Annotated in this window: 15 protein-coding genes; 9 read left to right on the top strand and 6 right to left on the bottom strand. The window is 60.3% G+C overall.

Features of this window, described 5'->3' with window-relative positions; genetic code table 11:
* Positions 1-3 precede the first annotated feature (3 nt).
* From bcsA to GH784_RS23250, 4 genes are read left to right on the top strand one after another with little or no spacing between them, the layout of a single operon-like run.
* The gene (gene bcsA, locus GH784_RS23265; RefSeq protein WP_065703076.1) at positions 4-2,193 is read left to right on the top strand and encodes a UDP-forming cellulose synthase catalytic subunit; all 2,190 of its coding nucleotides are present in this window, start codon (positions 4-6) and stop codon (positions 2,191-2,193) included.
* Positions 2,190-4,676, top strand: a complete 2,487-nt coding sequence (locus GH784_RS23260) for a cellulose biosynthesis cyclic di-GMP-binding regulatory protein BcsB (RefSeq protein ID WP_065703074.1) — start codon at positions 2,190-2,192, stop codon at positions 4,674-4,676. Before bcsA ends, GH784_RS23260 begins: the two co-directional genes overlap by 4 nt.
* Positions 4,673-5,728 (top strand): glycosyl hydrolase family 8, encoded by a 1,056-nt coding sequence (locus GH784_RS23255; protein WP_013761566.1) that lies wholly within the window; start codon positions 4,673-4,675, stop codon positions 5,726-5,728. Before GH784_RS23260 ends, GH784_RS23255 begins: the two co-directional genes overlap by 4 nt.
* Positions 5,725-8,067: a cellulose synthase gene (locus GH784_RS23250; RefSeq protein WP_162701210.1), complete on the top strand. Its 2,343-nt coding sequence runs from the start codon at positions 5,725-5,727 to the stop codon at positions 8,065-8,067. The genes GH784_RS23255 and GH784_RS23250 overlap by 4 nt, the downstream gene beginning before the upstream one ends.
* A gap of 30 nt (positions 8,068-8,097) precedes the next feature.
* On the opposite strand, the gene GH784_RS23245 is transcribed toward GH784_RS23250, so the two are convergent.
* Together GH784_RS23245 and GH784_RS23240 are read right to left on the bottom strand one after the other, a co-directional pair.
* Positions 8,098-9,252, bottom strand: a complete 1,155-nt coding sequence (locus GH784_RS23245) for an amidohydrolase (RefSeq protein ID WP_153793859.1) — start codon at positions 9,250-9,252, stop codon at positions 8,098-8,100.
* Between the two features lie 60 nt (positions 9,253-9,312).
* Positions 9,313-10,959 carry a GNAT family N-acetyltransferase gene (locus GH784_RS23240; RefSeq protein ID WP_065703070.1) on the bottom strand — a complete coding sequence of 549 codons (1,647 nt, stop codon included), beginning with the start codon at positions 10,957-10,959 and terminating at the stop codon, positions 9,313-9,315.
* Between the two features lie 232 nt (positions 10,960-11,191).
* Between GH784_RS23240 and GH784_RS23235 the strand changes: the two genes are divergently transcribed.
* Together GH784_RS23235 and GH784_RS23230 are read left to right on the top strand one after the other, a co-directional pair.
* Complete coding sequence (locus GH784_RS23235; protein ID WP_003510849.1) at positions 11,192-11,926, top strand: SDR family NAD(P)-dependent oxidoreductase; 735 nt, start codon at positions 11,192-11,194, stop codon at positions 11,924-11,926.
* A 38-nt stretch (positions 11,927-11,964) separates the two neighbouring features.
* Positions 11,965-13,317, top strand: coding sequence for an aspartate aminotransferase family protein (locus GH784_RS23230; protein WP_065703068.1), 1,353 nt, complete (start codon positions 11,965-11,967; stop codon positions 13,315-13,317).
* 56 nt (positions 13,318-13,373) lie between these two features.
* Here the strand turns inward: GH784_RS23230 and GH784_RS23225 are convergent, their stop codons facing one another.
* Together GH784_RS23225 and GH784_RS23220 are read right to left on the bottom strand one after the other, a co-directional pair.
* The gene (locus GH784_RS23225) at positions 13,374-13,811 is read right to left on the bottom strand and encodes an EamA family transporter (RefSeq protein ID WP_019564660.1); all 438 of its coding nucleotides are present in this window, start codon (positions 13,809-13,811) and stop codon (positions 13,374-13,376) included.
* A gap of 192 nt (positions 13,812-14,003) precedes the next feature.
* Positions 14,004-15,350, bottom strand: a complete 1,347-nt coding sequence (locus GH784_RS23220; RefSeq protein WP_013761559.1) for a dicarboxylate/amino acid:cation symporter — start codon at positions 15,348-15,350, stop codon at positions 14,004-14,006.
* A 236-nt stretch (positions 15,351-15,586) separates the two neighbouring features.
* Between GH784_RS23220 and GH784_RS23215 the strand changes: the two genes are divergently transcribed.
* Together GH784_RS23215 and GH784_RS23210 are read left to right on the top strand one after the other, a co-directional pair.
* Positions 15,587-17,428 carry a sensor histidine kinase gene (locus tag GH784_RS23215; protein WP_065703066.1) on the top strand — a complete coding sequence of 614 codons (1,842 nt, stop codon included), beginning with the start codon at positions 15,587-15,589 and terminating at the stop codon, positions 17,426-17,428.
* A 1-nt stretch (position 17,429) separates the two neighbouring features.
* Positions 17,430-18,794 (top strand): sigma-54-dependent transcriptional regulator, encoded by a 1,365-nt coding sequence (locus tag GH784_RS23210; protein WP_019564658.1) that lies wholly within the window; start codon positions 17,430-17,432, stop codon positions 18,792-18,794.
* 100 nt (positions 18,795-18,894) lie between these two features.
* Here the strand turns inward: GH784_RS23210 and GH784_RS23205 are convergent, their stop codons facing one another.
* Positions 18,895-19,389, bottom strand: coding sequence for a BA14K family protein (locus tag GH784_RS23205; protein WP_019564657.1), 495 nt, complete (start codon positions 19,387-19,389; stop codon positions 18,895-18,897).
* Positions 19,390-19,565: 176 nt separating this feature from the next.
* Between GH784_RS23205 and GH784_RS23200 the strand changes: the two genes are divergently transcribed.
* Positions 19,566-20,276, top strand: a complete 711-nt coding sequence (locus GH784_RS23200) for a GntR family transcriptional regulator (RefSeq protein ID WP_025595694.1) — start codon at positions 19,566-19,568, stop codon at positions 20,274-20,276.
* A 52-nt stretch (positions 20,277-20,328) separates the two neighbouring features.
* Here the strand turns inward: GH784_RS23200 and GH784_RS23195 are convergent, their stop codons facing one another.
* On the bottom strand, positions 20,329-21,585 hold the full coding sequence (locus GH784_RS23195) for a D-amino acid dehydrogenase (protein ID WP_065703064.1): 1,257 nt from the start codon (positions 21,583-21,585) through the stop codon (positions 20,329-20,331).
* Positions 21,586-21,590 lie beyond the last annotated feature (5 nt).

Here is a 21,590-nt window from a genome sequence, read left to right as displayed (position 1 = left end):
GGGATGAACAAGGCCATCACAATCATTGTCTGGTTTCTTGTGTCGCTTTGCGTTCTGGCCATCGTCACGATGCCGGTCAGCCTGCAGACGCACCTGGTCGCCACGGCGATCTCGCTTGTCCTTCTCGCAACAATAAAGAGTTTCAACGGGCAGGGAGCCTGGCGGCTCGTGGCGCTTGGTTTCGGCACGGCCATCGTGCTTCGTTATGTCTATTGGCGCACCACGAGCACGCTGCCGCCCGTCAACCAGCTCGAAAACTTCATTCCCGGCTTTCTGCTTTATCTCGCGGAAATGTATAGCGTCGTGATGCTGGGTCTCAGCCTCGTCATCGTGTCGATGCCGCTGCCTTCCCGCAAGACCCGGCCTGGCTCGCCCGATTACCGGCCGACGGTCGATGTTTTCGTGCCGAGTTACAACGAGGACGCGGAGCTTCTCGCCAATACGCTGGCGGCGGCCAAGAACATGGATTACCCGGCCGACAAGTTCACCGTCTGGCTGTTGGACGACGGCGGCTCGGTGCAGAAGCGCAATGCCAGCAATATCGTCGAGGCGCAGGCGGCACAGCGCCGCCATGAGGAGTTGAAGAAGCTTTGCGAGGACCTCGACGTGCGTTATCTGACGCGCGAGCGCAACGTCCACGCCAAGGCCGGAAATCTCAATAACGGCCTCGCCCACTCGACCGGCGAACTGGTGACGGTGTTTGACGCCGACCATGCGCCGGCGCGCGATTTCCTTCTGGAAACGGTGGGCTATTTCGAGGAAGACCCCCGGCTCTTCCTGGTGCAGACGCCGCACTTCTTCGTCAATCCCGATCCGATCGAGCGCAATCTGCGCACCTTCGAGACGATGCCGAGCGAAAACGAGATGTTTTACGGCATCATCCAGCGCGGTCTCGACAAGTGGAATGGCGCGTTTTTCTGTGGTTCCGCCGCCGTGCTGCGGCGCGAGGCACTGCTGGATACGGAAGGGTTCAGCGGCGTCAGCATCACCGAGGACTGCGAAACGGCGCTCGCGCTGCATTCGCGCGGCTGGAACAGCGTCTATGTCGACAAGCCCCTGATCGCCGGGCTGCAACCGGCCACCTTCGCAAGCTTCATCGGCCAGCGCAGCCGCTGGGCGCAGGGCATGATGCAGATTCTGATCTTTCGCCAGCCTCTGTTCCGCCGTGGTCTCTCCTTCACGCAGCGTCTTTGCTACATGTCGTCGACGCTGTTCTGGCTTTTCCCGTTCCCGCGCACGATCTTCCTGTTTGCGCCGTTGTTCTACCTGTTCTTCGATCTTCAGATTTTCGTGGCTTCCGGCGGCGAGTTTTTGGCTTATACGGCCGCGTATATGCTCGTGAACCTGATGATGCAGAACTATCTCTATGGCAGCTTCCGCTGGCCGTGGATTTCTGAACTCTACGAATATGTGCAGACGGTCCACCTTCTGCCAGCCGTCGTGTCTGTGATCTTCAATCCGGGCAAGCCGACCTTCAAGGTGACGGCGAAGGACGAATCCATCGCCGAGGCGCGGCTTTCGGAAATCAGCCGCCCGTTCTTCGTCATTTTCGCACTTTTGCTGGTTGCGATGGCCTTTGCCATCTGGCGCATCTATGCGGAGCCGTACAAGGCGGACGTAACACTCGTCGTCGGCGGCTGGAACCTGCTCAACCTTATCTTCGCGGGCTGTGCGCTTGGCGTCGTCTCCGAGCGCGGCGAAAAATCGGCGTCGCGGCGCATCACCGTCAAGCGGCGCTGCGAGGTCAAGCTTGAGGGTAGTGACGCATGGGTGCCGGCCTCCATTGACAACGTGTCGGTGCATGGCCTGCTGATCAATCTTTTCGACAGCATCACCGCTATCGAAAAGAACACGACAGCGATCATTAGGGTGAAGCCGCATAGCGAGGGCGTGCCGGAAACCATGACCATCAATGTGGTCCGCACGGTCCGGAGCGACGGTTTCATTTCCATAGGCTGCACATTCTCGCCGCAGCGCGCCATCGATCATCGCCTGATCGCCGACCTGATCTTCGCCAATTCCGAGCAATGGAGCGAGTTCCAGCGCGTGCGCCGCAAGAACCCCGGCCTCATCAGAGGCACGGCGATCTTTCTGGCGATATCGCTGTTCCAGACGCAGCGCGGCCTGTTTTATCTGGCCAAGGCGCTCCGGCCCGCCTCCAAAACCGTCAAACCTGCCGGAGTTGTAAAATGACCGGCGGTAAAACGATCAGGAGTTCACTGACAGCACTGATGTTGGGTGTCGTCGCAACCGGTGCGATGGCGCAGTCCTCACCCTTCGACATGTCGCCGGAGAAGCCTGCACAGACAGCCCCGGCACCCGTGCCGCCGCCGACACTTCCCCCCGCTGTACCGCGCCAGCCGCAGCCAGCCCAGCAATCGACCCAGCCTGCAGTGGGCCAGCCTCCTGTGGTAATGCAGCCCGCACCTGCGCCGCAACCGCCGCTGCGGCCGCTGACGCCACCCGTATCCATGCCGCCGCAGGGTCAGGCGAGACCCGCACCCGTTCAGGCATCGTCACCCGCGGCGGATAGCCGTCGCCGGTATATCTTGCCGTACGAAAAGCTCAGCCTTTCCGGCGAAATGGATCGGCGGAAGTGGAGCATTTATCTGACGCCCGAGCAGGTGAATGCCGCCGTTTCGCTGAATATCGGTTATCAGAACGCCATCGTGGTCGCGCCGGAAGACTCGAATTTCCAGGTCAGCCTCAACAATGTTCCGCTGGAGACGGCGCGCATTGAAGCGCCCGACGGTGAGGGCAATGTTTCCTTGAAAATTCCACCCGGTGTCCTGCAGGTGGGCGCGAATGTCGTGACGCTTGGCGTGCAGCAACGCCACAGAACCGATTGCACGATCCAGTCCACTTATGATCTGTGGACCGATGTTAATCCGGCAAATACCTATATCGGCTTTAACGCCGATGTCGCGGGCAACTTCACCAATATTGACGATATCCAGGCAACCGGTCCTGACGCCAAGGCTGCAACGTCGATCGAGATCGTTGCACCTGCGCTCGGCAATCCGGCATTTGCAGATTCGCTGCTGCGCCTTTCGCAGGCTCTGGCGCTCCGAACCCAGATGCCGAACCAGACGATCCGTTTCGTGGCAGCACCCTCCGCCGAACGCAAGGCGGGAACGCTTGTGGTTCTTGTCGGCACCGCACGCGAGATTGCCGGCTTCACCGGCGCGGTGCCGCCCGAGGCGTCGGCGGGTGCTTTTGCCGGCTTCGATACCACTGCACCGGGTGGCCTCTCGCCACTCTTCGTCAGCGGTCCCACCCCGCAGGCGGTACAGGCGGCGATTGAGACGCTGTTTTCCTCGATCTCGCGCACGCCCGGTGCCCAGAGAACGACCTTTTCCACCCGCAGCTGGCATGCGCCGGATGTGCCGCTCGTCATGTCGGACCGTCGCATCGCGCTTTCCGAGCTTGGGCTTGAGAGCAGCGAATTTGGTGGACGGCGTTTCCGCAACGAATTCTACGTCGGCATGCCCGCAGATTTTTATGCGTCGGCCTATGGCGAGGCGGCCATGCTGCTCGATGCCGCCTATTCCTCGCAGGTGCTGCCCGGTAGCCATATAGACATCTACGTCAATGACGAGATCGCCTCGACCGTGCCGATCTCCAACAATGGTGGCGGCATTTTCCGGCATCTGCCCATCAATGTGACGATGCGCCACTTCAAGCCTGGCCCGAACAAGATCACCATCGAGGCCGTGTTGATGACGGCGCAGGATCAGGTCTGCGCGCCGGGAGCGCCGGCCAGCACGACCCCGCGTTTTGCCCTGTTCGACACATCGGAAATCCATATTCCTGATTACGCGCAGATCGGTCGCAAACCGGATCTCGCCGCGATGTCCGGTGCCGGGCAGCCCTACAGGTTTGCCGCAAATCCCGTCGCGCTGTCGCTTGATCGTTTCGATACCGACACCATGTCGGCGGCGGCGACATTGGTCAGCCGGCTGGCAAGCGCTGCGGGATATCCGATCAATGTCGAGACCGTGGCCTCTCCGCTGGTGATCGGGGACCGTGACGCCCTGTTCGTCGGGACGATTTCGCAATTCCCGCAATCGCTGATCAGCCAGTTCAATCTTGTCCCTTCCAGCCAGATATCCTGGAAAATGGGAACGGGCGTTCAGCCGCCTGCGCAGAACAGCGAAACCCTCTTTAATGACTGGCGAGAGCGGGTGGACGGCGGCATCTGGCAAGGCCAGGTTTCCTCCTTTGAGGAGTGGATGAAGCGGAATTTCGATCTGAGTTCCGATACGCTGCGTTTCCTGCCGGCGGCCGAGCAGCCCTATGCGCCGCCCGGCAATGTCTCCTTCATGCTGGTGCAGGGTCTAAGCCCTTCCGGCGAAGGGGTCTGGACGCTGGCTACCGCCCCGACGTCGGCGGAGCTTCGTGACGGCATGTCTTCGATGGTGCGTGAAAACCATTGGCGCGACGTCACCGGGCGGGTCGCAGCTTACGATGCCGGTGCAGAAAAGATCGAAACGGTCGAGGTGGGGCAGCCGTATTTCTACGTCACGCGGGCGTTTTCCCTCTCGAACTGGAGGCTGATCGCTGCTAATTGGCTGTCTTCCAATGTTCTTTCCTATTCGCTGGCATTCATCGGGTTCGTGTCGCTCCTGGGCTTTGCCACCTTCGCGATGCTGCGTATGATGGGGCGACACCGATGAGGCGTGGGATTTTTAGACTTGCCGGCATTTTCTGCGTGTCGCTGATGGCGTTGATCTCAAGCATCTCGATTGCCCGCGCCGCATCTGTCTCGCCTGAGGCCTGGTCGGCTTATAAAAGTGCGTTTCTCGATCCCGGCGGGCGCATCATCGATACCGGTAACGGCAATATCAGCCATAGCGAAGGCCAGGGTTACGGCATGTGGCTTGCCGTTCTTTCAGAGAACATTGCCGACTTCGAGCTGATATGGAGTTTTACCCGCACGGAACTCCTGGTGCGCGACGACGGTCTCTCAGCGTGGAAATGGGATCCGCGCACCAGACCGCATGTGACTGACATCAACAATGCCACGGATGGCGATATTCTGATTGCCTACGCGCTGGCGCTGGCTGCCGCGCAGTGGAACCGGCAGGACTATGCCGAGGCATCGGCGGCCATCGCATCGGCCGTCCTCAAGAAAACTGTCGTTCAGCGCGGCGGGCGAACGCTGCTTTTGCCCGCCGCCAGCGGCTTTGGCGAGGTTGACCGGGGCGACGGCCCGGTGGTCAATCCTTCCTACCTGATTTTCGAAGCATTTCCGGTCCTCAATCTCGTCGCACCATCGCCACTCTGGAAGGCGCTCGCCGACGACGGCGTGGCGCAGATCGGTACGTTTGCTTTCAGCGACAGGAAACTGCCAGCCGACTGGGTGTCGATGAAGACGAAACCGCAACCGGCATCGGCGTTTCCGCCCGAGTTTGGTTACAATGCAGTGCGGATTCCGCTTTATCTTGCAAGGGCGAAAATGGGCTCGCCGGAGCTGCTTGACCGCCTGAAAAACGGCATGACGCTGGAAAGCGGTGCTGCGGGAACCTTCGATCTCAAGAGCGGCGCGGTCAAGGACGTTCTGTCGGATCCCGGTTATCGCATCATTCCGGCGCTCGCGGCCTGCGCCGGCGGCGGCCCGGCTGTGCCTGCCGAACTGAAAGGCTTTCAGCCAACGCTTTATTATCCTTCTACATTGCATCTTCTGGCATTGTCGTTTCTGGCAAGGAATAACGGGGAGTGCCGATGAACAAACCGCTGTCCACCTCGGCTCTCATCCTGCTTCTGATTGCGCTCGCCGCCTTCCACTGGCGCGACACCATTCTCGGACGTGTATCGGACATTCATACTTCGGCGGTTGGCGACAACCGTGCGGCGCAGCGCGTTTCTCCAGCGGCAGCCAATCCGGCCCAGATCAACGCGTTCCTTAAAAATCGCGAGATGGCGCAGCTAACCCAACCCGTGACGCCAGCGGTAACGGTGCCGGCGACTGATCCGCAACCGCCGGTTACGCAGACGCAGACGGGTGGACAGATATCGCAGCCCCAAATGGCGCAGGCGCCCGCACCCCGCCAGACCCAGCCGGCGTCATCAGACATGCCCGAGGTCGATCTCAGCGCGCTGCGCTATTTCGCGGCCAAGGGCGATACCCAGCGGCTTCAGGCTGAAATCGCGAGGCTGCGCACGCTCTATCCGAACTGGACACCGCCTGCCGATCCGCTCGCCATTCCCGTTAACGGCGATCCCCGGCTCGATGCCATGTGGCAGCTTTATAGCGACGGCCGTTACGCCGAGGTCAGAAAGGCGATCGCCGACCGCCAGCAGGCGGAACCCGGCTGGCAGCCTCCCGACAATCTGACCGGCATGCTTTCCCTCGCCGAGGCTCGCCAGCGGCTCGTCAACGCTTCCGATCTCAAGCAATATTCGACAGTGGTGGACGCGGCCGCCAGCAATCCCGGCCTGCTGACCTGTAGCGAGGTGGATGTCCTGTGGCGGGTTGCCGATGCGTTTGCCAATACCGACCGCATGGGACGGGCGCGCGACGCCTATCTCTACATTCTCAACAATTGCACGACGCCAAGCGACAGGCTCGCCACGGTGCAGAAGGCGTCCGCGCTTTTGCCGGCGGAGATGATCGGCGATTTGCTTGCCAAGGAAAAGCCCAACGCAGACGGTCAGCTGGAATTCGAACCGGTCAAGAACGATCTCGCCCGCCAGTTCGTGGCCAAGGCAGGGGAGAAGGAGGGAATTTCCGTTCCTTCCGCCTATCTGATGCGGCTTGAAAGGCTTGCCGAGACCGACAAGCTTGCAAGCGATGCCTTGTTGCTCGGCTGGTATAATATCCGCCAGAAGAACATGGCGGAGGCGGAAAAGTGGTTTCGCAAAGCGCGGGAAGAGGAAGACAGCGCGTCTGCATCGCAGGGGTTGGCGCTGGCGCTGATCGACCGCAACGAGCCACGTGAAGCTGAGGAGGTCATGTATAAGTGGCGCACCGCTTCGGACGACGGGCTTGCGACCTATCTTGCCGCGACAGCCAATCTTCTGGCGCTTGAGCCGCCTGTGGTCCTGCCGCCGGATGTGCTGCAGCGCATCGCCGCTGAAACAATAACTCGCAAGGATGCGGCGACCGCGCAGCAGTTCGGCTGGTATTCGCTTGCTTTCCGGCAGACGCCGCTCGCCTTGCAATGGTTCAGCACAGCACTTGGCTGGAAAGCCGATGACGAACCGTCGGCCTATGGCATGGCAGTCAGCTATCACGATCTGCGCAATCTTGCCGGTCTGCGCAGCATACAACAGCAATGGGCAAGCCGCTCGCAACGCATCGCTGATGTGGGAACGGCACGTATGGTGGACCAGTCCGCGCAGCAGATAGCGCCCGTCACCGCACCGCCTGTCGCCACAGCTTCCCAGACAACGGCACCCGCGCCCTATGCGCCGCAGCCTGAGACAGTGGTGGCTTATAGCCAGCCGTCTGTCCAGCAGCCGGCTCCGGAACCTTCGCGCAAGCAGGCGCGTCTGCCAGCGCAGACGCAGAGGACCGTAAGTGCCTCGTCACGTCCACGCTCCTGCGCGGTCTATCCCGATCCCCAGCGCCTGCCCGCACAGCAGGCGCTTGATCTCGGCTGGTGCCTGATGGAGACCAACCGGCCGGCGGAAGCCCTGAAGTTTTTCGAATCCGCCATTGCCGGCGGCCAGTCGACTGTTAAAAGCGATGCGGCCTATGGCCAGAGCCTTGCCTATCTGCGCATGGGGCTGACGGACCATGCCGCTGTCTCGGCGACGAAATCGCGCATGGACCGTCCGCGCGCGACTGAGTTGCAGGTTTCAATCCTGGCCGACAGGGCGGTTTCCGCCTTCCAGTCTAAACGTTATGCGGAAACGCTTCTCCTGCTTGATCAGCGGGCGCGGCTTGCCGATGAGCGTACCGATCTCATGGTATTGCGCGGTTATTCCTATCTTGCCATGAACCGCTACGCCGATGCTGCGCAGATTTTCGAAAGTCTGACGTCCATTGGCGACAAGGAGGGCATCAGGGGACTGGCAGCGGTCCGTGCCGCCCGGCCGAGCAGAGGGCCCCAGGGCGGATGATGGCTTTGGGCGGCAACGGGCTGCCGCTGCTCACCCCGCGTCGGTAAGGTTGCGGATGATGCGCATGAAGATGCGTGCGCCGATATCGATCAGCCCATCCGGAAAGTCGTAATCGGGATTGTGCAGGTTGGGATAGTCCTTGCCTGCGCCCAAAAAGAACATGGCCGATGACGAGACGGCGCGGAACCTTCCGAAATCCTCGGACGCCCGCATAGGCAAACCTTCCGACCCGTGGGAAATTTTCTCCGCAGTCAGCGCCCGCAGGATATGGTCGACGGCTTCCGGCGCATTTTCGCAATGCAGGAAAATATCGTCATAGGCGATATCGAGTGTCAGTTTCTGTTCTTCGGCCACCTTTTTTGCCAGCGCTTCCGCATCTGCGCAGAGTTTTTCCATTCGGTCGTCTGTCAGCGTCCGGAGCGTCGCCCAGATTTCCGCGTCTGCCGGAGAAATGCCGAAGGAGGCTTCACCCATCACGGCATGGGTGATTGTCACCATCGAAAAATCGGGTTGCGGTGGAAAGCCGGAGCCGAGATCGTTCAAAGCCGGCATCAACTCAGATATCGCCCGCATCGGCGAGACGCCATGCTCCGGTGAGGAAGCGTGCGCGGTCTTGCCGGAGAAGCGGATTTTGATGCCGCGTGATGCGCAGTTGACCGGCCCTTCCACCACGCTGACATGGCCGAATGGCAGGCCTGGAAGATTGTGAAGAGAAAAGGAATAATCCGGCTTCATCTCGCCAAAGCGCGGATCGGCGATGACGGCGGCCGCGCCCGCACCTGTCTCTTCTGCCGGTTGGTAGAGCAGTACGACGCTGCCGGTTTCCGGGCGATTTCTGGAAAGTCCGAGTGCAAGCGCCGTCAGAATGGTGGAATGACCGTCATGGCCGCAAAGATGGCCTTTACCGTCTGTGCCGGAGCTGTATGCGGCGTCGGTTTTTTCCTGAATGGGCAGAGCGTCGAGTTCCGAGCGGATGAGGACTACCGGACCGCTTTTGCCGCTGTCATAGACCGCTGCCACGCCATGACCACCCAGATCGGTGAACATCCGATCCGGTTTTGCCTGCTCAAGGAAATCGCGAATACGCCGCGCTGTTTCCTTCTCCTCGCCGGAAATTTCCGGATGGCGGTGCAGATCATGGCGCAGCTCGATGAGGTCGAGCATATCCTTGTTGGTCAGAAACATAAAAAACCCTTGCAAGTCGTCCGGCCGATTTTTTCTGCCGCAACTTACAGGTCATTACGTTCAATGCAAAACCTTTGGCGGACGCCAGCGCTTGCCCGTCGATTTTGGCCTGGCGCTCAGCGTGATGACATCGGCAGGCAGCGGAATCCTGGCCTTTCCCAGTTCCAGCCGGGCAAGGGCTGCGCGCGCCTTTTCGGCATATTCCAGATGCGTAGCGTCGTCAGAATGGTAATGCTGCAATCTGTCGAGGATTTCGGCGCCTTCCATCGTTCTTTCGGCCGCAATCAGCGCCACGGCGCATTTGTAGAGCGCCTCGCGGTGGAAGGGGGCGCGATTGGTCACCTGACGGAATGCTTCGGACGCCTCATGATATTGCCGTTGCGCCAACCGCGCTTCGCCTATGCGCATCCACAGCAGAACCGGGTCCTGACCGCTGCCGAGGAGACCGAGGAAAGCGATTTCCGCTTCGCGGAATTCACCGCGGTCGAAGGTCAGATTGGCCAGCCCGAATTGTGCGCCAAGGTGATCGGGCGCGGCTGCCAGTACCTGGGAAAAGGCGATGTTGGCGGCCGCCTTCTTGCCCGTCTTGTAAAGTTTGAGGCCCTCTTCGTAGACGAAGCGTATGCTGCGCGGGTGGAGCTTGCCGCCGAGATTGTCGCCTGAGCGGGTGCGGAACAGCGTGCAGCTGAGCTTGTGCTCCTCCGGGCCGAAGAAATATTTGTACGGCTCGTTGCCTCGCAGGAAATCATAAGTCTTGAAACCCTGTTCGATCGCCCTGCGGATGCAGTGTCCGTGCAGCACGAGGCCGGGTGAGGGGGTCTTCCAGTTCTCGTCACGACCGGTAATGTAGAACAATACCGATTTTTTCTGCCGGTCGATGATATTGGCAAGCGCGCCGAGCGGCTGGTCGCCGAACCACAGGACCGGTACTTCCAGATCGCCGCGTATATACACATCCATCAGCATTTGCCGTGTTGCGCCGATCAACAGTTCGGTGCGCTCCTTGCCCTTGTGCGGCGCCCAGCGGATGCGCCAGAAATCGAACAGGATGCCCATGTCCCGCTTGATTGTTTCTTTCGTTGCGAAGGTGATGCGGTATTCGTCACCGCCTTCCACCTTCCTCATGAAGCGCCGGAGCTTTTGCCGGGACTGGCTGCTCATATGGCTGTCGAGATAGGAGTCGAACGTGTCCGGCAGGGCCACGACCGGGCAGATGCAATTGTTGATGTTATAGGGGTTGGTCGGCATGTTGTCGCGAAACATGACGAGCGGCCCCTGAAGCGCGCGGATCATCGCGTCGCGCCGCTCCGGTGGGCCGGAAAGATAGTCAAGCTTGAGTTCGGTCCAGTTCTGCTGCCGAATATAGGAACAGAAACCGGCAACCGCGTTATTTTCATATTCCGGCAGAGTGATGAAGCCGGTGTAATCCGCCGCGGCATTGCCAGCCATGACTATGCTGTCGTGGAAGCGGCCGGTTTTCTTGTCTGGTTCGGTGACGATGCGCAGCGGAAAAAATGCCACATAGGGCGAGCCTTCGGGACGTTCCCTGAGCGCCAGGATGAACCAGCGCTTGCGGCGCGGCATGTAATCCCGCAGCCAGCCCCAGGACAGGAAGTGTCGGGAATGGGGATCGGCCATGAACACCGTTTCCCAGTTTTGCCGGATAGCCTCGAAGCCTGCGTCGGTGTCGATGATGTCGATACGCATTCGTCCCCCTCCCAATACGGATCACAGATTCGGGAGATTGCATTTTATGAGCAAATGGCCGGCTTCAAATATTCCCTTCGGGTGAAAGGCCTATATCAAATGGGATTAGCCCGTAACGCGGCAACCATTCGTGCACCGCGACAAAATAGCCCTTGTCAGCGGGTCGCAGCACTCTAACATGCGGGCTGAATGCGCGGCCGGCTCAACGTTCGCATGGCAAAGGAGTTCTTTCATGGCTGTTCCTTTTATGCTTTTGACTGGTGCGAGCCGCGGAATAGGGCATGCCACCGTCAAGCTTTTTCAGGAAAAAGGCTGGAGAATCCTGACCGTATCGCGACAACCCTTTTCGGAGGAATGCCGCTGGCCATCTGCGCGCGAAAGCCATATCCAGGCCGATCTGGAGGACCTGTCCCGCATCGACGATCTGGCCGACGAGGTGCGCTCGCGCCTGCCGGAAGGAAAGCTGGCCGCACTCGTCAACAATGCCGGAATCTCGCCGAAGGGCGAAGGCGGTAGCCGCCTTGGCGTTGCCGACACAACGGCGGAGATCTGGACGCGGGTGCTCAACGTCAATCTCGTCTCGACGGCGCTTCTTGCCCGTGCGCTTTTGCCGGAACTGGAGGCGGCAAAAGGCTGCATCGTCAACGTTACCTCCATTGTGGGCTCGCGGGTGCACCCTTTCGCGGGCGTCGCCTATGCCGCATCGAAGGCGGGACTTGCGGCTCTGACACGGGAGCTGGCGCATGAATTCGGCCCGCGCGGCGTGCGCGCCAATGCCATAGCGCCCGGCGAAATCAACACCGCCATACTTTCACCCGGAACCGCTGAACTCGTGGAGGCGCAGGTCCCGCTCGGGCGGCTCGGCACCACGGCGGAGGTGGCGCAGACCATCTATTTCCTCTGCTCGGAGCAGTCGAGCTACATCAACGGCGCAGAAATTCTCATCAATGGCGGCCAGCACGTCTGACGCTTCAGCCCATCCAACCGAAACGGAGCCTTTATCCCATGACCATTCTGCCGAATTCCGTCGAGGCACGCGATATCGCCTACCAGATGCATCCAAACGTCAATCTGCGTAAATTCGAAAAGACCGGTGGTCTGGTCATCGAAAGTGGTGAAGGCATCTATGTGACCGACAGCAGCGGCAAGCGTTATATCGAGGCGATGGCAGGGCTTTGGTCTGTGGCGCTTGGCTTCGGTGAACAGCGACTGGTGGACGCTGCGACGAAGCAGATGCAGAAGCTGCCCTATTACCACACCTTCTCCTACAAGACGCACGGCCCGTCGGTCGACCTTGCCGAGTTGCTGATCGAACTTGCACCAGTGCCGATGTCGAAGGTTCATTTCACGTCTTCGGGATCGGAGGCGAACGATCTCGTTGCCAAGATGGTGTGGTATCGCTCCAATGCGCTGGGCAAAAAGGACAAGAAGAAGATCATTGGCCGCATCAAGGGTTATCATGGCGTGACAATTGCCTCTGCCTCGATTACCGGCCTGCCGCGCAACCATGAAAGCTTCGACCTGCCGCTGGACCGCATGCTGCATACGGCCTGCCCCTCCTATGTGCACTTCGGCAAGCAAGGTGAAAGCGAGGCGGATTTTACCGCGCGTATTCTGAAGGAACTCGAAGATCTGATCCTCAGCGAAGGCCCGGAAACCGTCGCCGCCTTCTGGGGTGAGCCGGTGATGGGTGCCGGCGGGGTTCTTCTGCCGCCTGAAGGTTATTGGGAAGGTGTGCAGGCGATCCTGAAGAAATACGACATTCTGCTTGTCGTGGACGAGGTCATCTGCGGGTTCGGCCGCACCGGCAAGATGTTTGCCTGCGAGACCTACAGCATCAAGCCGGATGTGCTTGTTGTTTCCAAGCAGATATCCTCATCCTACATGCCGCTGTCGGCGATCATCATGAATGACGGTTTCTACCAGCCGATCGCAGACGAATCCGACCGGATCGGCTCCTTCGGTCATGGTTATACCGCCTCCGGCCACCCGGTCGCGACGGCCGTCGGTCTCGAAAACCTGAAGATCATTCAGGAGCGCGATCTGGTCGGCAATGTCGCGAGGCTGGAACGCAAGTTCCTCGATCATCTGAAAGCGCTTTCCGACCATCCGCTGGTGCATTCCTCGCGCGGCGTCGGTCTTCTTGGCGCGCTGGAGATAAAGCCGTGGGAAGGTACGAAGCCGGGCGATGCGACGCTCGCCATTGCCGCCGGCATTGAGGATGAGGGCGTTATCACTCGCCCGATCGGCGAATCGATCTGCTTCTGCCCACCGCTGATCATCACGGCCGAGCAGCTTGATGAGCTGTTCGCCGGCGTTAAGCGGGGACTGGACAAGGTTGCGGCCGCACGCGCCTGATGACTTTGCGAATGTCCCGGCCGGTTCGTCCGGCCGGGCACCGCTGTCAGCTTGCCTTATCCCCGGTATGCCACAAGCACCGCGCCGCAGGCGATTAGCACCACACCCAGCCAGTTGGGCAGCGACAGCCGTTCCCCCAGAAACAGAACCGCGAAGACGGCGACGAACACGACACTGAGCTTGTCGATGGGGGCGACGCGGGCGGCATCGCCGATTTTCAGCGCCCGGAAGTAACATATCCAAGATGCGCCGGTCGCCAGCCCCGAAAGCACGAGAAAGGTCCAGGTACGCGCCGAAATGGTGGAGGGCTGCTGCCAGTTGCCGGTAACATAAACCATCAGGCCAGCGGCGGCGAGAATGACGATGGTGCGTATGAAGGTGGCGAAATCGGAATTGACGTTTTCGATGCCGATTTTCGCAAAAATCGCAGTCAATGCCGCAAAGGCCGCCGATAGCAGCGCCCAGAATTGCCAGGCCAGAAACAGGTTCTTCATAAGGGCCTACTCCGTTTTTCGCATTCGTTCTCGCTCGATCTGGCCTATAACATCCGCACGGCGATAAAAACCGTTTTCGACGGTTGGAAGGGCTTCAAACGATGAAAGGCCGGAGCATCGATCTGATGCGCCGGCCTTCATGCGAGAGCCTGCCCGGACAAACCGGGACAGGCTGGACCTTGGGAGGTCGTGTTATTCGGCGGGCTGAACCGCACCCGGAAGCGAATCCACATCGGCGATGCCGGTGAATTCTTCCTTGCCGCTGAGAACGCGGGCGAGCTGCTCCTGATCCAGTTCACCTTCCCAGCGGGCAACAACGATGGTGGCGACCGCATTGCCGACGAAGTTGGTGAGTGCGCGGCATTCCGACATGAAGCGGTCGATGCCGAGGATGAGTGCCATGCCGGCAACCGGAACCGACGGCACGACGGAGAGCGTTGCGGCCAACGTGATGAAGCCAGCGCCTGTGATGCCGGCAGCACCCTTGGAGGAGAGCATGGCCACGAGCAGCAGCAGGATCTGTTCGCCGAAGGAGAGGTGGATGCCGGTCGCCTGTGCGATGAACAGGGCAGCCAGCGTCATGTAGATGTTTGTGCCGTCGAGGTTGAAGGAATAACCGGTGGGGATGACGAGACCGACGACGGAGCGCTTGCAGCCCGCCTTTTCCATCTTGCTCATCAGGCCCGGCAGGGCGGCTTCAGAAGACGAGGTGCCGAGAACCAGCAGCAGTTCTTCCTTGATGTAGCGGATAAGCGCGACGATCGAGAAGCCGTTGTAGCGGCAGACAGCGCCGAGGACCACGAACACGAACAGTGCTGATGTGACGTAGAAGGTGCCGATCAGCATCGCGAGGTTGGTGACGGACGAGATGCCGTATTTGCCGATGGTGAATGCCATGGCGCCGAAGGCACCGATGGGGGCGGCCTTCATCAGTATCGCGACCAGCTTGAAGATCGGATACATCATGGCATGCATGAAATCGGTGACGGGCTTGCCCTTTTCGCCGACGATACCGAGCGCGATGCCGAACAGCACGGAGAAGAACAGCACCTGCAGGATATCACCGCTGGCAAATGCGCCGACGATGGTGGTCGGGATGATGTTCATCAGGAAGCCGGTGATGGTCTGCTCATGGGCCTTGTCGGCGTAGGTCGCGACGGCCTTGGCATCCAGCGTGGCCGGATCGATATTCATGCCTGCGCCCGGCTGCACAGTGTTGGCGACGATGAGGCCGACAATGAGCGCGAGGGTGGAGAACACGAGGAAGTAGATCATGGCCTTGCCGGCCACGCGTCCAACCTTCTTCATGTCGTTCATGCCGGCGATGCCGGTTGCGACAGTGAGGAAGATGACGGGAGCGATGATCATCTTGACGAGACGGATAAAGCCGTCGCCGAGCGGCTTCAGCTGTTCGCCAAAGGCCGGATAGAAATGGCCAAGTGCGATACCGGCGATAATGGCGACCAGAACCTGGAAATACAGGTGCTTGTAGAATGGCTGCTTGGCGTGGCCTGCCGCCACGGTTGTTGTATCGATCATGTTTTTTCCTCCTCGGCCTCACCCTGCCTTAATTGGCCTCCCGGGATCGCCGTGTCGTTGACGGCTTCGCGCCGATTGAGGAGTCATGTGCAATACGCATGCCAGACTTGCTTATTTGGTGTAACTGGCTGATTTAAAAAGTACTTTTTATTGACGCCGTATCAGCTCGCCGGCGTATGTGCGGATATCCGGACAAAACCTCTTGCGGTCTGTGTGTAAATCCGCACAATTGTCACATGACCCAAGAAGATCAGGCCTCTCATTCCCAGGCACGACGGCGCGCTCAATGGCTGGCGTTGGCGGGCTTGTGGCTGCTCGTCAGCCTGGGAGTTCTGTTGGTTGCCGATGACTTTGCGCGAAACCAGGCAATACGCACCGCCGCGTCCGAGGCCTCCACCGATGCCGAACTCAAGATCGCGCTTCTGAATGTTGCGCTGGAGCGGCCGCGCGCCATTCCGCTGGTTCTGTCCGGCGACCCCGACCTTGCGATTGCGCTGGATGGCGGTGGCGCGCCTGCCATTGACCGGCTGAACCGCAAGCTGGAGGGGCTGATCGAAGGCACGCAGTCCTCTGTCATCTATGTGACCGGACCGACCGGCTTGACAATTGCCTCCAGTAACTGGCGACAGGCCGACAGCTTCGTCGGCTCCAATTATGCCTTCCGCGAGTATTTTCAGGCGGCGATGAATACCGGCATGTCCGAACATTATGCGCTTGGCAATGTCAGCCGCCGGCCGGGCCTTTATATCTCGCGCCGCATCGATGCCGCAGACGGTCGGCCGCTCGGCGTCGTCATCGCCAAGGTGGAGTTCAACCGTCTGGAGGCGGATTGGAACATCGGCGGCAAACCGGTCTATGTGGTTGACAGGAACGGCGTCGTGCTGATGACGAGCGTGCCGGATTGGCGCTTCAAGACCGTAGCGCCGATTGACGAGGCGCGACGCAAAGCCATTTCCGAAAGCCTGCAATTCGGTAACGAGGCGCTTACAACGCTGCCGTTCCGGATGGCGCGACTCTCGAGCGACGGCGTTCCGCTTATCCGTGTCGATGACCCGGCAAGTGAGCGCGGCGATTATCTGCGGTTGGAAACGCCGGTGCCGACGACCTCATGGACCCTGCATTATCTGCAACCGGTGGCACCGGCGCTGAACGCCGCCATTCGCGAGGGCAGGGTGGTGGCGCTGGCAACGCTGATGCCGCTGATGGCGCTTTCGGCTCTGTGGCTGTGGCGCAGGCACAAGGCGCTGAGGGAAAAGGAAGAGGAGCAGCGCGCCCGCACCGAGCTGGAAATGAAGGTGCAGGAGCGCACCCGTGATCTGACAAGGACCCGCGACCATCTTCAGGCGGAAATTGCCCTGCACGAAAAGACGACAGGTGAATTGCGCAACGTGCAGCACGAGCTGGTGCAGGCCAACCGTCTCTCCATTCTAGGGCAGGTGGCGGCGGGCGTTGCCCACGAAATCAACCAGCCGGTAGCGACGATCCGCGCCTTTGCCGACAATGCCCGCACCCTGCTGAAACGCGACCGCATGGCGGAGGCCAACGAAAATCTCGAAAACATCGCGGCATTGACCGATCGCATCGGCACGATTACCGGCGACCTGAAGATATTGGCGCGCAAGGGCCGCACCGCTGCCGAACCGGTCAGTCTCAAGCTGGTCATCGAAGGCGCGGTGATGCTGTTGCGCAGTCGTTTTTCCGGACAGATGGATGCACTTGATATCGTGTTGCCGGATCAGGACCTGAAGGTGCTTGGCAGCCGCATCCGGCTCGAGCAAATTCTCATCAACCTTCTGCAAAACGCACTGGAAGCCACTGAAGCGATTGATGCGGCGCGTGTCGAGGTGCGGGTGCGCGAGGAAGGGGACATGGTCTTGCTTTCGGTCAGCGACAATGGGACCGGCATTCCCGAAGCGATCCGCGCCCAGCTTTTTTCGCCCTTTAATACATCCAAGGAAAGCGGCCTAGGCCTTGGTCTCGTCATCTCCAACGATATCGCCTCCGACTATGGCGGGCGGATTGAGGTAACGAGCAGCGAGGCAGGCACGTCTTTTTCCGTATATCTGAAGCGAGCATAACATGATGGCAGGTGGAACCATATTTCTGGTGGATGACGACTCCCAGCTGCGCAAGGCGATGGTGCAGACGTTGGAACTCGACGGATTGCCCGTTACCTCCTTTTCCCGCGCCGAACAGGCACTTGCGGCGCTCAACGAGGATTTCGACGGCGTCGTCATCACCGATGTGCGCATGCCCGGCATGACCGGGCTTGAGTTCTTCGACCATGTCCGCAAGATCGATGCCGATCTGCCGGTTATCCTCATCACCGGCCACGGTGATGTGCCGATGGCGGTCGATGCCCTTCACAACGGCGCCTATGATTTCATCGCCAAACCATTCCCCGCCGAACGCATGGTTGAAAGCGCCCGCCGCGCGCTGGAAAAGCGCCGCCTCGTGCTGGAAAACCGCGCGCTTCGCCGGGCGAGTGCTCAAGCCGAGGACGATTTACCTCTGATTGGCCAGACGCCCGCCATGGAACGCCTGCGCACCACGCTCCGGCACATTGCTGATACGGATGTAGACGTGCTGGTGGCAGGTGAGACGGGCAGCGGCAAGGAAGTGGTGGCAACGGCGCTGCATCGCTGGAGCAAGAAGCGATCCAGGGGCAATTTTGTGGCACTGAATTGCGGGGCGCTGCCGGAAACGGTGATCGAAAGCGAGCTTTTCGGCCATGAGCCGGGTGCTTTCACCGGTGCGCAGAAAAAACGCGTTGGTCGCATCGAACATTCAAGCGGCGGCACGCTGTTTCTCGACGAGATCGAAAGTATGCCGCTTGCCGTACAGGTGAAGATGTTGCGCGTTCTGGAAATGCGCGAGGTCTCGCCACTCGGTTCAAATGAGGAGCGACCGGTCGATATTCGCGTGGTGGCGGCGGCGAAGGTGGATCTCGGCGACCCGGCCGAGCGTGGCACGTTTCGCGAGGACCTATATTACCGGCTGAATGTGGTGACGCTGTCGATACCGCCGCTGCGCGAGCGCAAGGCGGATATTCCGCTGCTGTTTTCGCACTTCGTCACCAAGGCCGCCAACCGGTTCAACATGCCGGTACCGCAGATCAGCGCCGGCGTTTCCCGCCGCCTTAACGACTACGACTGGCCGGGCAATGTGCGCGAACTCGGGCATTTCGCTGAAAGGGTAGTATTGGGGCTGGAGATGGATGCGGCCACCACGACTGTTTCGCAATCGAGCATTCCGGCTTCCGGCACCCTGCCGGAGCGAATGGATGAAATAGAAGCGCAGATCATTCGCGAAACGCTTGTGCAATCTAATGGCGACGTGGCCGAAACCATTGCGATACTCGGCATTGCCCGCAAGACCTTTTACGACAAGCTGCAACGTCACGGCATCAACCGGGCGGATTATGTGAAAAACGGCGCTGCTTGAGGTGCCGCAGGATCTGGGGTGACACTTAATGAAAAGCCGCGGACGTTTCCGTCCGCGGCCTGATTATTAACAGCGATAACTGCGCAGACGTTATCCCAGATCAACCCGCTACGCAGAAATGACGCTGGCCGTCATTGCCGACATAGGTGCCGGAGCGGCCGTTGAAGCTGCGATAACGTTGCGAGCAATAATCGTACCAGGCATTCGTCCACGGCTCGATGGTGCGGTAGGTACGGCGTTGCTGGTAGTAGCCGGAATTATTGTCATAGACCGGTTGGGCACGGTAAACCGGTGCCGGACGATAGACAGGCTGCGGCTGTGGCTGATAATAGCGGTAGTCCGGCTCTTCGTACACATAGCTCGGTTCATAGCGACGCGGCGGGTCGATATAGACTCGCTCGTCGTCTACCGGTGCCGGGCGGGAAAGGGCTGAGCCAACGGCGACACCGGCGGCAAGGCCAAGCACGCCACCCAGAATGGCGGCATCGCGACGGTCGCGGCGGCCCCAGTCATCGGCGGATGCGCTGTTGAAGGGCACGATGGTGGCGGCGGCGACGGCGATAGCCAGAACGGTTTTAGCTGCAAAGGACGACATAATCTTCTTCCATCCGGATGGCAGGGCGCTGCCAGTTGCAAATTCGATGGTTAAAGAAATATAGCGCGCCTGCTGAACGGGCGCTGAATGAATTGTGGCGGCTGGCGACAGCTCGCAATTCCTGTTTGCGCAAGCCGCGCTTCGCGCTAGAACTCAAGTTCAAACAGGACAATTCCATGAGCCTTGCCCATATAACCGTCAATTCCGATTCATCCCACGAAGACCGTGCCCAGGCTATTCGAGATACGCTGCGCGACGCCATTGTCGACCGACGGCTTGCCCCGGGAACGAAGCTGTCGGAATCGGAAGTGGGAACGCTGTTCGATGTCAGCCGCACGGTGGTGCGGGCGGCTCTTCAGATGCTGGCTTACGAAGGACTGGTCAAGGCCGAGCGCAACCGCGGCGCTTTTGTCTCCAATCCCACACCGGACGAAGCGCGGCAGGTTTTTGCTTCGCGCCGGCTGATCGAGCCCGGCGTTCTGGACGCCGCAATCGAAAAGATCACGCCTGCGGCGGTGAAGCAGCTGAGAGAGCATCTGGTTCAGGAAAGCCGCCACCAGCATGAGCGCGGCCCGCACGCCAGGCGCGCGGAAATCAAGGCATCAGGCGATTTCCACCTGATGCTGGCCTCGCTTGCCGGCAATGCCATCCTCGAAAAATTCATGGACGAACTGGTCGCCCGCTCGTCGCTGGTTATCGCGCTCTACGGGCGCTCGGGCGTTTCAAGCTGCGGCCACAACGATCATGCCGACCTGCTCGATGCACTGGAGGCGAAGGATGCGGCAAAGGCCCGTGCCTTGATGCTGCAGCACCTCGATCACATCGAGGCCGATCTCGACCTTCGCATGAAGGAAGGATTGGCGCTGAAGGATGCACTGGCACTTTGAGCGGCCACCATCCCCGCCCTTCAGGCGGGGATAAGCGCCGCCCTGTCGCACTTCAGGCTGCGTAACGGCTGAGTGCCAGATCGTGCGTGTCTATCTCGGGCTTGTTCCCGCTGATGAGATCGGCAAGCACACGGGCCGAGCCGCAGGACATGGTCCAGCCAAGCGTACCGTGGCCGGTGTTGAGATAAAGATTGCTGTAGCGGGTGGTGCCGATAACAGGCGTGCCATCCGGCGTCATCGGGCGCAGGCCGCACCAGAATTTCGCCTGGCTCTGGTCACCTGCGCCGCCGAACAGGTCTTCCACCGAATGGGCCAGAGTTTCCTGTCTTGCTGCGGGCAGATCCTTGCTGAAACCGGCGATTTCCGCCATGCCACCGGCGCGGATGCGCGAGCCGAGCCGGGTGATCGCCACCTTGAACGTTTCGTCCATCACGGTCGAAACGGGCGCGCGTTCCTCCTTCACGATCGGAACCGTGATGGAGTAGCCCTTGACCGGGTAAACCGGCAGGGTAAGGCCGAGCTGGCGGACGAATTGCGGGGAATAGCTGCCCAGTGCGGCGACGAAGATATCGGCTTCCACCAGCCCCTTGGTGGTCTCCACGGCCTTGATACGGCCTGCCTCGACGATGGGGCGCATGATGCCGGTATCGTAGATGAAGGTGACACCCGCCTCTTCAGCCATGCGCGCAAGTTCGGTGGTGAACATGAAGCAGTCGCCGGTTTCATCACCGGGCAGGCGCAGGCCGCCGACGATCTTTTCCCTGGAAGGAGAAAGGCCAGGCTCGATGGCGGCGCAGCCTTCGCGGTCGAGAATTTCGAAAGGCACGCCACCTGCCGTCAGCACGTCCACATCCTTGCCGATGGCGTCGAACTGCTTCTGGGTGCGGAAAACCTCCAGTGTGCCCTGCATGCGCTGGTCGTATTCTATCCCGGTTTCGTCGCGCAGCGCCATCAGGCAATCGCGGCTATATTCGGCAATGCGCACCATGCGGCTCTTGTTGATGGCATAACGCGCCGATGTGCAATTGCGCAGCATCTGGCTCATCCAGCGCCACGCCGCCGGATCGGTAGTCGGCCGGATGATGAGCGGGGCATGCTTCATGAACAGCCATTTCATGGCCTTCATCGGAATGCCGGGCGCGGCCCATGGCGAGGAATAGCCGGGGGAAACCTCGCCGGCATTGGCAAAGCTGGTTTCAAGTGCTGCCGCCGGCTGGCGGTCGATCACCGTCACCTTGTGTCCGGCTTTGGCCAGATACCAGGCGGAGGTCACGCCGACGACGCCGGCTCCGAGGATAGTGACGTTCATGATCG

The sequence above is a fragment of the Agrobacterium tumefaciens genome, from assembly GCF_009649785.1.
Taxonomy (GTDB): domain Bacteria; phylum Pseudomonadota; class Alphaproteobacteria; order Rhizobiales; family Rhizobiaceae; genus Agrobacterium; species Agrobacterium tumefaciens.
The sequence above is the reverse complement of the archived record's forward strand: the minus strand, read 5'-3'. Positions and strand labels throughout refer to the sequence as shown.

Coding starts and splice junctions, on each gene's coding strand:
- GH784_RS23240 (WP_065703070.1), bottom strand. CDS start 10,959: ATGCGTATCGACATCATCGACACCGACGCAGGCTTCGAGGCTATCCGG.
- GH784_RS23235 (WP_003510849.1), top strand. CDS start 11,192: ATGGCTGTTCCTTTTATGCTTTTGACTGGTGCGAGCCGCGGAATAGGG.
- GH784_RS23210 (WP_019564658.1), top strand. CDS start 17,430: ATGATGGCAGGTGGAACCATATTTCTGGTGGATGACGACTCCCAGCTG.
- GH784_RS23255 (WP_013761566.1), top strand. CDS start 4,673: ATGAGGCGTGGGATTTTTAGACTTGCCGGCATTTTCTGCGTGTCGCTG.
- GH784_RS23205 (WP_019564657.1), bottom strand. CDS start 19,389: ATGTCGTCCTTTGCAGCTAAAACCGTTCTGGCTATCGCCGTCGCCGCC.
- GH784_RS23230 (WP_065703068.1), top strand. CDS start 11,965: ATGACCATTCTGCCGAATTCCGTCGAGGCACGCGATATCGCCTACCAG.
- GH784_RS23195 (WP_065703064.1), bottom strand. CDS start 21,585: ATGAACGTCACTATCCTCGGAGCCGGCGTCGTCGGCGTGACCTCCGCC.
- GH784_RS23250 (WP_162701210.1), top strand. CDS start 5,725: ATGAACAAACCGCTGTCCACCTCGGCTCTCATCCTGCTTCTGATTGCG.
- GH784_RS23215 (WP_065703066.1), top strand. CDS start 15,587: ATGACCCAAGAAGATCAGGCCTCTCATTCCCAGGCACGACGGCGCGCT.
- GH784_RS23200 (WP_025595694.1), top strand. CDS start 19,566: ATGAGCCTTGCCCATATAACCGTCAATTCCGATTCATCCCACGAAGAC.
- bcsA (WP_065703076.1), top strand. CDS start 4: ATGAACAAGGCCATCACAATCATTGTCTGGTTTCTTGTGTCGCTTTGC.
- GH784_RS23260 (WP_065703074.1), top strand. CDS start 2,190: ATGACCGGCGGTAAAACGATCAGGAGTTCACTGACAGCACTGATGTTG.
- GH784_RS23220 (WP_013761559.1), bottom strand. CDS start 15,350: ATGATCGATACAACAACCGTGGCGGCAGGCCACGCCAAGCAGCCATTC.
- GH784_RS23225 (WP_019564660.1), bottom strand. CDS start 13,811: ATGAAGAACCTGTTTCTGGCCTGGCAATTCTGGGCGCTGCTATCGGCG.
- GH784_RS23245 (WP_153793859.1), bottom strand. CDS start 9,252: ATGTTTCTGACCAACAAGGATATGCTCGACCTCATCGAGCTGCGCCAT.